This is a genomic window from Priestia sp. TRM10 (assembly GCF_057808375.1).
In genome coordinates, this window is sequence record NZ_JBJZOT010000015.1 from 875,752 (window position 1) to 890,697 (window position 14,946).

The window sequence follows — 14,946 nt, forward strand, 5'->3', positions numbered from 1 at the left end:
ACGCAAAATTTCACATTTAAAAATCGACTTTCTTGAAAGCGATTAATTCTTCTTTAGAAATTTTAAAAAAGAGCGACTATATGACGAACGTTCGTCATATAAAATCGCTCTTCTTTTCATGATGAAAATTTCTCAGTTATAAACGATAACGCATTCTTTTCAAGGAGCATTTTCCCATATTCATGAACGCGATATTTTGTCAGCGTTGACGGATATCCATACTCAGCCAAAAGCGCTACAAGAGTTTCTGTATCCAAATCCTCTTCATTCTCTGTGTCCACTAATAGATAAAAGTGTTTGCCATAAGAATAAAGCGTACCACTTTTCACATCTAAAGGGGAGAGTCGATTTGCAAGCTGGATAACGTCTTCAAAAGATGAAAATTCAAAGAAAATGTCCTGATTTTCATCTAGCGTTACCTGCATTTGAATATAGTCGTCCATGAAGTCATCATCTTCTTGGTCTGAGAGGTCTTCAGAACTTGTTGTTAAAATAACGACCATGCCCTGCGCTTGAAGAGCAAATACTTCAACAGCAAGCGACTGTGTTGGTTGAAAACCTAACTCTTCACTCGCCTGGTCAACCATATCTCTAAAAAGCTGCTGGACTTTTAACGAGTTGTTCCACATATCCTCTTTTGATAATCCGCGTTCTGTTAAATCATCAAACGTCAAGAAAATTTTTATCTTGTTATAATTCAGGCGCTCTAATCTCATCATACACCCTCCCCATTCGCCGAAACAACGACATTAACAGTTTAATATATGCACTTATTGAAAAAGAGTTCATTCGTGCTGTTACAATAGAGTTTACATGTTTATAAGAAAGAAGACAACCTTATTGCATTTGAATCTCTGTTAATTTTATGTTAATCCAACGTTCCCATTCTTGTTTTGAATCACCGACAATAAAAGAAAGGATGCTTTCATCTTCCACACTTGAAAAAGCAGCTCCCCCAAGGCCGATTGAAAGTGAAGGAAATTCCCGATTCACTTCTTTTACAAGAGCTATTGTTTCTTCCTGGTTTTCTTTCATTGTACATGACATAAACAATAAGAAAGGCTGAACTTCTCCAACAACTATTTTTACATCTTGATTATCGACGCTGCTCCCTAAATAAATAACTTCAAAACCCTTCATTTTTAAAAAGAGCGTAAAAATGAGTAATCCAACTTCGTGTCGCTCGTTTGGTCCACATACAGCAATTGCTCTCGGCATAATTGGTGGTGATGGAAATGAATAAAGAATAATCCCAATTCTTGTTTTAATAAGCTGTGATGCATAGTGCTCATGGGCACTTGTAATTTTCCCTTTCTCCCACAAATCTCCAATGGATATTAATAGCGACCCTAAAATATCAATAACTACCTTCTCAATTGAATAAAGACTAAAAGCTTGATCCATAAGTTGCTGAGCTCTTGTTTCTTGGAAAGATAAGAGAGCTCTCAAAAGATCTTCTTTGATTTTTGAGGTTGTTGTTGCTGTATCTTCTTCCTCTATTGAAAAAACAGCCTCTTTTTCAAGTAATGAAACGGCTTGACTAATTGTAAAACCACTATTTACTTTATCTGTTAGCCATTTTATTGTTTTTAGGTCTCGATCCGTATACAACCGATGACCTGAATCATTACGGACAGGATCTACTATATTGTATCGTCTCTCCCATGCACGCAATGTTCCAGGCTGAACACCTACAAGCTGTGAAATTGCTTTTATATTGTATTTTCCTTCTCTTGAAGCCATTGCGAACCTCCAAGTAAACATCGTTTCTTTATCTAGTTGAATTATACGTTACCAGTATTTTTGTGTAAACGTTGTATACATTTTGTATCATTAGCTTGTAATTGTAATATGGTGTGTCTGAGGCTTTGCACCAAGCCTTAGAGGTACCTTCGTTGTACCATATCCATTACTTATTAAAATAGTCGTTCCATTTCTTGTATAAACTCCCCCATGCTCGTAAGGTCCCCATCCAAAAAAGCGAATTTGTCCTCCGTGTGTATGACCGCTCAAAACGAGGGAAATGTTCATCTCCTCCTCTATCCTTCTCATAATGAAAGGACTATGGCTCAAAAGCAAACGAAAAGGAGCTTTTGCACCTTGAACAGCTTTTTCTAAATCTGCCTTCCGTTTTGAAACATCCTCCACGCCAATGAAATCAATCGAATTCTCTTTCAACAGATACGACTTTGCTTCATTACGAAGAACAGTTACCCCGTTTTTTTCAAGTAATTCTGAAAGCTCATCTTCTCCTGCTTCATAATCATTATTTCCCCATACAAAATAAACAGATGCTAAGCTTTTTAGTTTTTGCACATTTTCTGCTACTTGAAGAAAAGGCACTTCCTCTTCCGTTAAGTCTCCCCCTATAATGACCGCGTCAACCTCATCCTTCATTTTCTCAATGAGTTTGTCATCTATTTTCCTTTTATGAACATCAGAAATAAAAAAAAGACGCAGTTTTTCACGAGCGGGAAACTGCGGGAAACGGAACGTATGATACACAATTCGGTTTTCAAATGCATTTTTCCACATGTATCCTAATAAAGCAACTGGAAACAACGCCATGGAAAATATAAACTTCACGATATCTCCTCCTCTACTTCTCCTGCTTTTTCTTGGTGATACAACATCTGCTCTCCCTTAACGGTCACAAATGTTAGAGAAGAATTTTTAAAAATTTATTTTTTTATAAAAAGTATTCAAAACTCATACTATGAAAAAAAACGGAATATGGGTCTGTCCTATTGCTACTTATGCTCGTGATATAAATTTACATCAAACTTTTTCATCATCATTGCGAAAACGGCTTGTCTCGCTTCCCATCTAGTTGGCTGAGGCCAGTATTCTCCTGCTTTCTGAATAATTTCACACCGAAGCTCGTGAAATTCTTTTTCTGCCTTCTCACATTTTTCATGAACATATTTTAAATAGAAAAAAAGGCTTCCCATCACAAGAATAAACATAAAATAAATGGACCGTTCAAGCATATGAGTAAGAACGGATTGAAACGTTAACTGTTCTAAAGTTTGAAGTGAAAACCACGTATATCCCATTATTCCGACTGCCAAAAGAAGCAATAGCCCCTGTAGCTTTTTTTCTTTTTTTGTTAACGTATCAAACTTTCTTTTCCGCTTCACGACACTTTGTAATACAAACTTTGTCGCTTCATCTGTACGATGATCAAGCGCTTGAATTTCTTTATCCATGCCCACTCCTCCTACATTCCGCTTTGTTAATATAGGTATGTGGTTGTCCTAGTCATTATTATGTTTTTTTAGGCATGTTCTTCTTTTTCAATATAGCGAATATATAAAGCAAGTACAAAATCAATTACAAAATGAGCCGTCATTGTTACAAGTAAGTTATCCGTCCACCAAAAAAGCAAGCCGATCATAAAACTCATTAAAACAACCGAGCTAAACAGTACTGGTTTTGTTAAATAACGAACATGAATAAGCGCAAAAATAATACTTGCTCCAACAAGACCGATATGTGCTTGTACAACTCCTCGAAAAAGCAGTTCCTCTACAAAGGAAATAAGAAGACAAAGAAAGACAATATGCCAAAAGGAACGAGAGCGAAAAATTTGGCGGTTGATTCCTCCATCATCATAAAGATGACTTGGCAGCTTTATTGTCAGTAAAAGATCAACTGCCACAACAACAAGGGCTGGAAGCATGCCAAATAAAAAAAGCTCCCGAAAGTCAAGTTGAAAATACTCCCCTAATTCTGCTGGTTGATCATGCAAAAAGAATAAAAGCCCAACTGTGAGAAGAAAAAGTAGCCCCTGTGTGCCATATAAACTCCAAATCAGCTCTCTATCACTATACTTAGAAGTGTTCATACTTTTCCTCTTTCTGTCCTAAAAGATGTGATAAATGATTTATCCAACTATACGGTTTTTTATCCTCATTTACACATCCACGTTTTTCATATGCTTCTTCATCAATCCCACAAATGTCGCAACATAATGGCGGAGTAGGCTCGCTATCGTTCTGAAAATAATCAAGGATAATGGAACGGCGACATGATTTTGAAAGTAGAAACTTTTTCATCTCTTTAAAACGAGCTTCTTTATCATGAAGCCTGCTTTCCACAGCTTTCTGGATATTGTTAACCATTTCTTCTTTATGGTGCATCTTCGCTAGTTTCTCGTTTTTAATTATACCATTTTGCTGCAAGTGAAAACGAATAAAGCGCCAGTGAACTTCATTGATACCATAGGTCTCGATCATATCTCGATCAAGTAGCGAAACGTTCGTTCCATCTTGGTACTTTTCTAATATAGATAAAACAGCATAGCATAACGAACGGTCAGGAAGTTCGCTACTCATAAGATGAAAAGCGAGCTCGTCATCGCGCTCATCGTAAAGAACAACAGAAAAACTTTCTTTTCCGTCCCTCCCTGCTCTTCCCATTTCTTGAACGTAGCTTTCAAGCTGTGTTGGGGGGTGGAAGTGGAGCACAAACCGAACATTTTTCTTGTTTACTCCCATACCAAATGCACTTGTGCAGCAAATCACATCAAGCTGATTATGAAGAAACTGCTGTTGAATTAAAATGCGCTCATTATATGGCATCCCCCCATGATAAAAAGCAACATTCCTTACCCCATTTTCAAGCAAATATTCTGTTAAGTTTTCGGTCCAATTTCGGCTTGAGCAATAAATAAGGCAAGGTTTTTTCATTTTTTGCACATAGCGCAGTACATGCTCTTTTTTTTCTTCTATACTTTCAACTCGTTCAACTTTCATTCCAATATTAGGACGATTCACAGAATAAATAAGCTTTGTTACATCTTCTAAATGTAAATGTGCCACAATATCCTCGGTAACCGCTTCTGTTGCAGTTGCTGTTAGTGCTAAACAAGTTGGACGTTCAAGTTTTTCCCACACTGATCCAAGCATTGAATATTCTAGCCTAAAATCGTGCCCCCACTGTGAAATACAGTGTGCTTCATCAACAACAAAAAGAGCGATGCCAATGCGTTTCAAAGCATCCAGCGTTCGTGGATTTTGTAGTGCTTCTGGAGAAGCGTAAATGAACTTATATTTTGAAAGCTCGTTCACTGCTTTTTTCCACTCTTTTTCTTGCAAAAAGCTATTTAAAGCAATCACGCGCTTTTCTCCATTCATTTTAAGCTGCTGAACTTGGTCTTCCATCAGAGAAAGAAGCGGAGACACAATGAGAATCGGTTTGTTTATAATATAACCTGTGAGCTGATAGCATAGCGATTTCCCTGTACCTGTTGGCAAAACCGCTATCGTATGCTTTCCCTCTAGAAGAGAACTTATCACTTCTTTTTGTCCAGGCTTAAATGTTTGGTAGCCAAACTTTTTAAAAAGAATATCTTCTAACTCCATGTAACTCTCCTTTCTTTAGTCAAATGAGCAAGCACAAGCCTAATCTGAAAATAAGTAATAGAAGATGACACTTCATCTTTGATAGGCTTTAATTTATTTGTATTAAGCTTTAAATAAACGCGTTTAATTTCTTCTTGTTCAGCATTTGTTACATAGTCTGAGAGGCTAAAATCATCTACAAAAAGGGCAATTTCAGCTAAATGATCTTCAATCGTACTTTTTTTCAAACGACGAATTCTCATAATATCTTCAAATGACTTGTTTCTCTTCATAAGTTCATATGTTGCCTTAGCTGACGATGTTAAGGGAAGAACAACATTAAAATCAGTTAGTAACCCTTGTAGTAGCTTGTACAAATCTTTCTGCTTTTTCAACATATGAATGATAAAATGCACCGTTGCTAGTTGGCAAAGATGCACATAATGCTCATCAATATTATACTCTTTCGCAAGTTGAACATTTGTTTCTCCTGCATACTGATACCCTGAAAATTGTCGTACAAATATCTCCACATTAAGCTGTGGGGTTTCCTTCAAAATGTTCTTTAGTTCTTGAAAGAGTTGATGAGCTAATTCAGTCCGATTCTGTCCATTTCGCACAAGAAAGTTTTTTAACCATCTTAACGTTTCCTCGTCTCTTGTCACAGGAACAAATTTCTTCTCTTCGTAAACTAAATTTGAGACAGTTTGAAATAGAACAAGAAGACGTTTCCAAAAAGGGTATGTTACATTAGCATACTGCCAGCCGTTCAGTGAAGATGGTAGTTCATTAGTCGTTAACCACTTTTGTACATATTCGTGACCTTTTTCTGTAACTTGATAAATATGTTCTCCTTTGGAGATGATAGCCTCTTTTTGAACTAAGGCTGTGATCATGTTATCAAAGGATGGTTTTTTTAAATAAGGAAAAGATTGGAACAAAAAAGACAGACCGTAGATTTGCCCATCTTGGATTGTTTGGGCTGATTTCTTTCCTTTTAATAAATGATAAACCCCATATATTGTACGCTCTTCTTTCAAGCGTTGAAGACAAAATAACATTACAATATGAAGAGAATTCATAATAGATGCGCTTCTCCTTATAACATTTCTTTTTTCTTTATTTTAACATGCATTTGTTGTTCACACACTTTTTTCCCTTTGCATAGCCTATAAAGATCAATTGAAAAATAAGGACATTTTCTCTTCGTTTTTCCTTACGCCTTTTCGGGTAATACTATAGTGAACAAAATGAATTGGTTCAACAAGATATTCCTTGTAGCTTGTTATTAAGATAAGCATTAGGATGACAGAATGATTTTTCTATTGAAAACTTATCCAAACAGCCGTACAATGTTTAGTGAGTATGAAACGTATTGTTTCGTGATAACTACAATAATCATAAAATTTATATGATGGATAGAATTTTAGGAGGTCTTTATAATGGCAAAGTATACGATTGTTGACAAGGACACATGTATTGCTTGTGGTGCATGTGGAGCTGCAGCACCTGATATCTACGACTACGACGATGAAGGTATTGCATTTGTAACATTAGACAACAATGAAGGCGTTGTAGAAGTACCGGAGGCACTTGAAGATGACATGATGGATGCATTTGAAGGATGCCCAACTGAGTCTATCAAAGTAGCGGACGATCCTTTTGAAGGCGACGCTCTTAAATACGAATAGAAAAAAGCTCGTTAGGATAGTTCCTAACGAGCTTTTTTTATTTTGAAACAGATGTTGAAGGGTGAATAGAGCGTTTGGCAATCCAAGTGTGCATCTTAGCATACATAAGACCAAATAAAACTCCGACAATAGCACCTTTAATAATGTTGAATGGGAAGATAGCTGTTGTAACTGTTGCATAAAGCATTTTATCTGACATCGCTGGTGCTTGTAAAAACCATGTGTAAGCCGGTAAAATAACATAATAATTAAGAATGCTCATAACAATTGAGGTCAAAATAGTTCCTACTGCAAGACCGAGCGTAATGCTTTTACGGGTGCGAAACTTGCGAAACATAAGCGCAACGGGCACTATATATAAAACTCCAGCGATAAAATTAGCAAGTGATCCAACTGGAACACCTGTCATACTTCCTTGAACAGCATAATACAAGAAGTTTTTAATTGCTTCAACTGCAATTCCCGCTAGCGGTCCAAAAACAATTGCTGCAATAAGAGCAGGAAGCTCACTGAAGTCAATAAGCAAAAAGCTTGGGAAAATAGGGATAGGAAAATTAAGCATCATCAGTACATAAGCAATACTGCTCAGCATTCCTATCGCAACGAATTTTTGAGTCTTTTTATTTTTGTTCATAATCCTCTCTCCTTCTTTGCGATCCATCTCAAAGAAGAAAGGTTCTTGTATTAAACGCAAATAAACTCCTTCATAAATAGCTGAAGGAGTTAGCAGAGCTCGTTTAATAAACGTTTAACAATTAAAAAATTAAACGTTTGAACCTCCACCTTCTCCCTTCCAGACTGTACTGTCGGCTTTGGAATTTCACCAAATCCTGCTTTCAATGAAAGCTCGCGGGCTGTAACCGCCGGTCGGGAATTTCACCCTGCCCCGAAGATGAACCATATGTGATTTTATGTTCATTATAACTTTTCTCGAATTAAAAGTAAATTATAAAAACCTTTTTCCTTTCCTTAACAATAAAAGATCTCCTTTTAGGAGACCTTTCATTGCTGAACGATAAGCTTTTCTCCAGCATAAATCGTTGTTTCATCTAAGTTATTCCACGCTTGTAAAGTTGAAACTGATACACCGTATTTCTCGGCAATATTTGATAACGTGTCCCCTTTTTGAACAGTTGTTTTCACTTTCCCATCATCTGTTGTCTCTCCATAAACAGACTGAAAAACTTCCCTTGTAACTCCCCCTCTTAAATAAGCATAAAGCTTTTCTTCATCAAGAAGAGGAAGAGGATCAACGGCGTTCGTTTTATGTTCATTCCAATTTCCTTTATGTACTTCAAAATGCAGGTGACTTCCCGAAGACCGGCCTGTACTTCCAACTTCACCAATTATTTGTCCTTTTCTAACTGTGTCACCTTGCTTTACAAGACGTTTGTGCAAATGAGCGTATACTGCTTCATATCCATTGTTTTGTTTAATAAAAACAACATTTCCATATGTTGAGGAAGGATAGGATTTTGTCACTTTACCATTTGCAACTGTTTCAACATTTGTTCCAATAGGAGCTGCAATATCAATGCCATAATGCTTAGCATGACGTGTGCCAAATAAGTCTGTTAATATTCCCTCAGTTGGCCAAATCCACTGTTCGGCTTCTTCAGCATTTCCCTGGACAGACCCGCTTCCAACTATAAAAGCGACTATTGTTATAATTCCAAATATGCGTGCTTTCATCGCTGTAGTTCCTCCTAAAAAACATGTTTAGTCTCTGCCTTAAACTGTACCTACCATTTTAAGACATCTCCCATATACTTTACGTTTTTCAAGAGTTTTATCCAGAAAAATGTTAAAAAGTTAATGTTGTACATCACCCTTTTCTTGACTATATTTCACGCTTATATTTAAGCTTTCTTCCTCCACTCATTTCTGCCCTTAATGCTTTAAGGGCTCGATGCTGCGTTGTTTTCACTTTACTCTCTGACCATTCTAAAAAATGGGCAGTCTGTCCAACAGATAATCCACGAATAAAACGGCAAAGTAAAACAAGCTGAAAATCATTTTTGCACGTACTGAGCCTTTCATACAGCTGCTGTATCTCTTCTTTAATGAGGGTATGTTCTTCTGGAGAAAGAGATTCTTCACAACAAATGTGCTTCCGCCAACTTGATAAAAGACAACACTCTTTTAAACCTTTTTCTTTTCTAAAATAGTCTATTGCAGTATTTTTAGCAATTGTAAAAAGCCACGTCTTTTCATTACAGTTTCCTTCAAATTTACTGCAAGATTTCAAAACACGTATATACACTTCCTGTGCTAAGTCTTCTGCTTTCTCTCGATTTTTCACTGTATATACTAAAAATCGAAGCAAATCTTGATGATATGTTATATATAGCCGCTCAAGTACAGTGTTCATCATCTCTCCCCCTCCCCTAACCTTTATAAAAGGATTTAAATACTAATAAATGGTAATTTAAATTTACCTAAACGAAAAGAAAAAAGCTAGAAAAAGATGGCCCTTTTCTAGCTTTTTTCTCTCTATTGCGGCAGTCGAATTGAAAATGTTGTGCCTTTTCCTAATGTACTATGAACACGGATTGTTCCCTCATGAGCTTCAACAATATTTTTAGCAATTGCAAGTCCAAGACCAGTTCCTGCTTTTCCTCTTGTTCTTGCTTTGTCTCCTTTATAAAAGCGTTCAAAAACAAACGGCAAATCTTCTTCAGCAATACCTGCTCCTGTGTCCTGTACTTTAAGAGAAAGAGCACTAGGTAAACTTTCGACTTCTAATGTTACAGCTCCTTCTCCTTGTGTATGACGAATAGCATTGTCAATAAGGTTTGTTAAGACTTGCTCTAGCTTGTCCGCATCAATTTTCACTTCTTGTCTTTGAAGTGATTCTAACGATAAATGAAGCCCAATATTCTCTTCTTTTGCGACACCCTGAAACTTCCGAAGCACTCGTTCTGTAAACGATTCAATGTCTACTTCATCAATTGAAAGTCTAATATGACCTGCTTCCATTCTTGCTAAATCTAACAGTTCATTTACAAGACGACCCATTCTTAATGATTCATCATGGATAACTTTTGCAATTTCTTTCATTTCTTCTTCTGTTGAAGCAATATCATCAACAATTGCTTCACTGTAGCCTTGCAGCATTGATATCGGCGTTCTTAATTCATGCGAAACATTAGCAACAAAATCTTGACGAAGCTTATCAAGCCTGCGCTCTTCTGTCATATCCCTGATAACAGCAACAGCTCCACGTATTTTCGTTTGATTATACAGCGGAGACATTAGGATAACCCATGTTCTTCCTTGTACTGTCATCTCAGTTACTTGCTCCTGCTCTGTTTGAACAACTTCTTCTAACAAACGCTGCACTTTTGATGAAAGACCTGATGCATTTGTAATATCAATTTTTTGTTCATAGAGAGAAGCTTGCAAAAACTGTTCGGCAGGTGGATTTGTAATAAGAATAGTGCCATTTCGGCTAAAGGTAATAACTCCATCTGCCATACTGCTTAAAATACTTGAAAGCTGTTCTTTTTCTTGATTCAGTGCATTTAAATTATATTTAAGTTGACGCCCCATTTGATTGAAAGCAATAGCGAGCTCTCCAATTTCGTCATACGTTAAAATAGGAACTTTTGTATCAAAGTTTCCTTTCGTTACTTCAAATGCAGCTTGTTTCATTTTACGAAGAGGAGCTGTAATCCTTGTAGAAAGGAAGAAGGCAAAAATTGTCGTTAAAATAATAGCAATCCCAGCTGCTAAAAGAATAAATTTTGTTGTTTGACGAGAAGGCTCTTGTAGATAAGAAAGAGGCTGATATAAATATACGGCTCCTTTCTCTCCAGAAGACATTGTAAACGGCATTGAAACGATGTAGATTTGATCTGATTGCCCTTCTTTTGAAAGGTTTAAGGTTGTTTCTTTCTTCCTCATCTCTGTTCCATTTGCACTGTTTTTGAAATAGCTGTCTTCTTTTAAGAATTTCTCAATCTGCTTTTTGTCTTCTCGAATATTCGGTGAAAAGCTATATTCATTTCCTTTTTGTACGATAATATTTGCATCATCAATGAGATTCCATGTCGCCTTTAAAGCTAAATCTCCATCTTCCATTTCTTCTACAAAATGAGCAACTTGCTTGCTCGTACTGTTCAAATCCTCTTCGGCTTGATCAACAATATAGTTTTCGAAAAACTCAAGAAGTAAAATGGTTAGAATGAATAAAACGACAGAAAGAAGCAGAATGATTGTAATCCAAAGCTTCCCTACAACACTTCGCCAAAGTCTCATTCATTGCCAACCTCAAACTTGTAGCCAACTCCCCATACCGTTACAATCATACTTGCTGCCTTTTCTGATTTTCGGTTCAATTTTTCACGGAGTCTCTTTACATGTGTATCAACCGTTCTTAAATCTCCAAAAAAGTCATAATGCCATACTTCACGAAGAAGATGCTCCCGATCGTATACTTTATCTGGAGACTTAGCGAGGAAACAAAGAAGTTCGTATTCTTTTGGTGTTAAGCTTACTTCTTTTCCTTCAGCTGTAACCCGATGGGCATCATTATCAATTGTAAGGTGTGGAAATACAAGCAAGTCTTTTGCTTTTGTTTCCGTTGTTAAATATGATGTTTGAGAAGAGCGGCGCAGAAGAGCTTTTACGCGAAGCACAACTTCACGTGGACTGAATGGTTTTACAATATAGTCATCTGCTCCAATTTCAAATCCTTGGACACGGTTTGCTTCTTCCCCTTTAGCTGTTAGCATTGCAATTGGTGTGGATTTTTTCTCTCTTATAATTTTGCATACTTCAAGGCCATCTTTTCCAGGCATCATGATATCAAGCAAAATCATGTCATAGTCTGTCTCAAGCGCTTTTGCTACTGCATCATCCCCATTTGAAGCTTCATCAATAGCATACCCTTCACGCTCTAGATACATTTTCAATAGTCTTCTAATTCTTTCTTCATCATCTACGATTAAAATTCGTGCAGCTACGTCCATTTTCTTACCTCCTAGTTTCTCTTATGTACGACTTATTATCGTTTATTGTACTCCTAGATTCATCCCTATCATACGTTTTTATGCCCTTTCTCTGCAATTGAAAAACCTTCACAGTTGTGAAGGCTTAAGCATATGAATGAAGCCCTGCTAAAATTAAGTTAACAGCAATAAGGTTAAACATAATAATGGCAAATCCTATCACAGCAAGCCATGCTGATTTTTCACCATGCCATCCTTTTGAAAGACGGAGATGTAAAAACGCTGCATAAAAGAGCCATGTGATAAGAGCCCAAACTTCTTTCGGGTCCCATCCCCAAAATCTTGTCCACGCTATTTGAGCCCATATCATTGCGAAAATAAGAGCACCAAGAGTGAATACCGGAAACCCAATTGCTACAGAACGGTAGCTAATTTCATCTACTAACTCTGAGTTTGCATTTCGTACAAGCGGTTTTAAAGCTTCTCCAAGCCTTCTGCGTAAAACCAATCGTAATACTACATAGAGAATCAAGCCGCCAATGATGGACCAAATGCATGTATTAAGTTTAGCTGCGTTAATAAGTGCAGGCACTTCTACAAATGGGCTCAGTTTTCCTTCTGTTACAAGCTCGTGTTCGTTTGGTCCAACAAGTGCTGGAAGATGATACACTGCTTCTGCTTTCTCACCATGCTTATCAACCCACGAAAATGTTGCTTCATAATCTGCAATTCGAAAAGATGAGGTAATAATGACGAATGCAAGTGTTGTAACAAGGCTATACAACACAACTTCAAGCCAAAACGTCCTCTTCCCTCTTTTAGTTTGATCAACTTCCTTAATTAAATAGATAAGGCCTGCTGCAAAGCTAACGGCTAAGATGGCTTGGCCAAGCGCTGTTGTTGTGACATGAATATAAAGCCAGTGACTTTGCAGCGCGGGAATAAGAGGTGAAATATCCCGCGGGAACATGCTTGCATAAGCAATTAGTAAAAGGGCGATAGGAAGGGTAAAAACCCCAAGTGAACTTAATCTATACATAAAGTATAGCAAAATAAATGCCCCAACAAGCATAAGTGAGAAAAACGTCATAAATTCGAATAAATTACTCACAGGAACGTGTCCTGCTGCAATCCATCGGGTAACAAAATAACCTGCTTGTGCGACAAATCCTACAATCGCTAACAAAATACCAAATGTTGCAAATTTGTTTTTTCTATTGTTGCGCTCTACTTTTTTTGATCTGATAGCTCCCCCGAAAAAAAGCGTTGCAATTAAGTAGACGATAAAAGCTGTATAAAGTAAGTTTCCACTTAAACTAACTAAGTTCATGCCTTATCCCCTCCCTTTTTCTTTTCTTGCTGATCCTCTGGCATCACAATTGCTGTTCCTTCTATTACTTTTTCAAGCTCTCGTTTTAGTCCAAACCAGTTTTTGTTTGTATGACTTGCCATAAATAACCCTTGAGCTGTATGTTGAATCCAAATACGACGATGATTCCAATACATACCTTGAATAACCCCAATCATAAAGATTAATCCACCTAGTCCTAGTATCCAGAGGGTAGAGTCTTTATGAACAGTAAGCCCTGTCACATTTTTCGTATCAATTCCCGCAAACGTCATCTTATACTTATTCTCTCCTAGAGGTTCGACATTTTGTCTAATGGCTACAAAACTTGTTTCTCCCTCCTGCCGATCTGGGGTGAACATTTTAAACACAAAAGCCGGATTTGAAGGAGTTTTCGTTTTTGTATCAGGATTTCCTTCTTCATTAAAATAAAAATCAGGAAAATAGCTTAAAATCTCCACTCTATAGCCATCTTTTAGCTTATACGTATCTTTTGGATTATGTAAATCAATAGAGATTGTTCCAAAGCTTTCTCCACTTTGTTTGTCGTCTAACGATAGCTTCATTTCACTTAGCTCATTTAATCGGTAATCAACTTGATAAACAGCATATCCCTCAAATTTTAAAGGCTCATTCACTTTGATAGGAAAGTCTTTTTGTTTTACAAGTTTCTGATCTTCTCCTGCAATCTTCCCTTCTTGTCCTTTATAAAGGGTTACGTCTGTTTGATAATTTTTAGCTACCGCTCCTACGCGATCAATTGTTTTTTGAAATACTTCATCAGAGTCTTTTCCATACTCCTCATAGATAAATTGATTATTTTCCAAAAAATATTCCCCATTTGTACCGGGAATGGCCTTTGTTTCTCCTTCACGAAGCCACATTGTTTTATCAATATACATCCCTGGAACAACCCTAAGCATTGCTCCAATAAGAAAGATAATAAGTCCAATATGATTAACATAAGGGCCCCACCTTGAAAAACGCCCTTTCTCACCTAACAAATTGCCTTCTTCTTTTTTAACCCTGTATCCTCTCTTTTTCAACCGTTCTTCTACCTTATTAATATCGGATTCTATCGGATTTTCGGTTACGCTAAAAAAACGCTGTCGTTGTAAAAAAGATTCATGTCGGGTGACACGCTGTTTTTTCAATGCTCGATGAAGGGGAATAACTCGGTCTAGACTACAAATAACAAGAGAAATTCCAATTGAAGCAATAAGAAGTAGATACCACCATGAGCTGTATAAATTGTGAAAACCAAGTTGATAGTAAAGAGCACCAAGTGTTCCGTATTGTTCTTCATAATAAGTCGAAGGATCTGCATTAATCGGAATGTACGCTTCCTGAGGATAAATCGTTCCAAAAGCTGAGGCAATAAGGGTTAAAACAATAAGCCATATTCCTACTTTTACAGACGAGAAGAAGTTCCAAATATGATCAATTACTGTTTTGTTATACGTCTGCGATCTTCTCGCACTTCCTTCATACCTCATATCTAACAGCTTTTTAGAATTCTCACCATTTGTTGGTTTTCCACATGCTTCACATAAAATTGTTCCGTGTGGATTCACATGGCCACATTCACATTTCACTTCTTTCATGTTTCA

Annotated in this window: 15 protein-coding genes and 1 riboswitch; of the genes, 1 reads left to right on the forward strand and 14 read right to left on the reverse strand. The window is 37.0% G+C overall.

Annotated elements, in window-relative coordinates; all coding sequences use genetic code 11:
- Positions 1 to 116: 116 nt before the first annotated feature.
- From ACK3CR_RS21215 to ACK3CR_RS21245, 7 genes are all read right to left on the reverse strand, one after another.
- On the reverse strand, positions 117 to 716 hold the full coding sequence (locus ACK3CR_RS21215) for a genetic competence negative regulator (protein ID WP_488976218.1): 600 nt from the start codon (positions 714 to 716) through the stop codon (positions 117 to 119).
- 121 nt (positions 717 to 837) lie between these two features.
- Positions 838 to 1,743 (reverse strand): MerR family transcriptional regulator, encoded by a 906-nt coding sequence (locus ACK3CR_RS21220; RefSeq protein WP_243517940.1) that lies wholly within the window; start codon positions 1,741 to 1,743, stop codon positions 838 to 840.
- A gap of 90 nt (positions 1,744 to 1,833) precedes the next feature.
- Positions 1,834 to 2,586, reverse strand: coding sequence for a metallophosphoesterase (locus ACK3CR_RS21225; protein WP_328122327.1), 753 nt, complete (start codon positions 2,584 to 2,586; stop codon positions 1,834 to 1,836).
- Between the two features lie 164 nt (positions 2,587 to 2,750).
- A complete protein-coding gene (locus ACK3CR_RS21230; RefSeq protein WP_243517933.1) occupies positions 2,751 to 3,209 on the reverse strand; it encodes a DUF2663 family protein in 459 nt (152 codons plus the stop codon).
- Between the two features lie 68 nt (positions 3,210 to 3,277).
- Positions 3,278 to 3,847 (reverse strand): CPBP family intramembrane glutamic endopeptidase, encoded by a 570-nt coding sequence (locus tag ACK3CR_RS21235; RefSeq protein WP_268584484.1) that lies wholly within the window; start codon positions 3,845 to 3,847, stop codon positions 3,278 to 3,280.
- Positions 3,834 to 5,366, reverse strand: coding sequence for a RecQ family ATP-dependent DNA helicase (locus ACK3CR_RS21240; RefSeq protein ID WP_243517926.1), 1,533 nt, complete (start codon positions 5,364 to 5,366; stop codon positions 3,834 to 3,836). Before ACK3CR_RS21240 ends, ACK3CR_RS21235 begins: the two co-directional genes overlap by 14 nt.
- Complete coding sequence (locus ACK3CR_RS21245; RefSeq protein ID WP_243517923.1) at positions 5,357 to 6,427, reverse strand: YpbB family protein; 1,071 nt, start codon at positions 6,425 to 6,427, stop codon at positions 5,357 to 5,359. The genes ACK3CR_RS21240 and ACK3CR_RS21245 overlap by 10 nt, the downstream gene beginning before the upstream one ends.
- A 360-nt stretch (positions 6,428 to 6,787) precedes the next feature.
- Between ACK3CR_RS21245 and ACK3CR_RS21250 the strand changes: the two genes are divergently transcribed.
- Positions 6,788 to 7,036, forward strand: coding sequence for a ferredoxin (locus tag ACK3CR_RS21250; RefSeq protein ID WP_019391647.1), 249 nt, complete (start codon positions 6,788 to 6,790; stop codon positions 7,034 to 7,036).
- A 37-nt stretch (positions 7,037 to 7,073) separates the two neighbouring features.
- On the opposite strand, the gene ACK3CR_RS21255 is transcribed toward ACK3CR_RS21250, so the two are convergent.
- From ACK3CR_RS21255 to resB, 7 genes are all read right to left on the reverse strand, one after another.
- Positions 7,074 to 7,670 (reverse strand): ECF transporter S component, encoded by a 597-nt coding sequence (locus ACK3CR_RS21255; protein ID WP_488976089.1) that lies wholly within the window; start codon positions 7,668 to 7,670, stop codon positions 7,074 to 7,076.
- A 143-nt stretch (positions 7,671 to 7,813) separates the two neighbouring features.
- Positions 7,814 to 7,934, reverse strand: a riboswitch (FMN riboswitch).
- A 104-nt stretch (positions 7,935 to 8,038) separates the two neighbouring features.
- On the reverse strand, positions 8,039 to 8,728 hold the full coding sequence (locus ACK3CR_RS21260) for a peptidoglycan DD-metalloendopeptidase family protein (protein ID WP_243517920.1): 690 nt from the start codon (positions 8,726 to 8,728) through the stop codon (positions 8,039 to 8,041).
- A 148-nt stretch (positions 8,729 to 8,876) separates the two neighbouring features.
- Positions 8,877 to 9,407, reverse strand: a complete 531-nt coding sequence (locus ACK3CR_RS21265) for a sigma-70 family RNA polymerase sigma factor (protein WP_410914338.1) — start codon at positions 9,405 to 9,407, stop codon at positions 8,877 to 8,879.
- Positions 9,408 to 9,529: 122 nt separating this feature from the next.
- Entirely contained in the window at positions 9,530 to 11,296 is a 1,767-nt protein-coding gene (locus tag ACK3CR_RS21270; RefSeq protein WP_243517914.1) for an ATP-binding protein, read from the reverse strand.
- Entirely contained in the window at positions 11,293 to 12,009 is a 717-nt protein-coding gene (locus ACK3CR_RS21275) for a response regulator transcription factor (RefSeq protein WP_124049494.1), read from the reverse strand. Before ACK3CR_RS21275 ends, ACK3CR_RS21270 begins: the two co-directional genes overlap by 4 nt.
- 124 nt (positions 12,010 to 12,133) lie before the next feature.
- Positions 12,134 to 13,318 carry a c-type cytochrome biogenesis protein CcsB gene (gene ccsB, locus ACK3CR_RS21280; protein ID WP_328122332.1) on the reverse strand — a complete coding sequence of 395 codons (1,185 nt, stop codon included), beginning with the start codon at positions 13,316 to 13,318 and terminating at the stop codon, positions 12,134 to 12,136.
- Positions 13,315 to 14,940, reverse strand: a complete 1,626-nt coding sequence (resB, locus tag ACK3CR_RS21285) for a cytochrome c biogenesis protein ResB (RefSeq protein WP_243517909.1) — start codon at positions 14,938 to 14,940, stop codon at positions 13,315 to 13,317. Before resB ends, ccsB begins: the two co-directional genes overlap by 4 nt.
- Between the last annotated feature and the right edge of the window lie 6 nt (positions 14,941 to 14,946).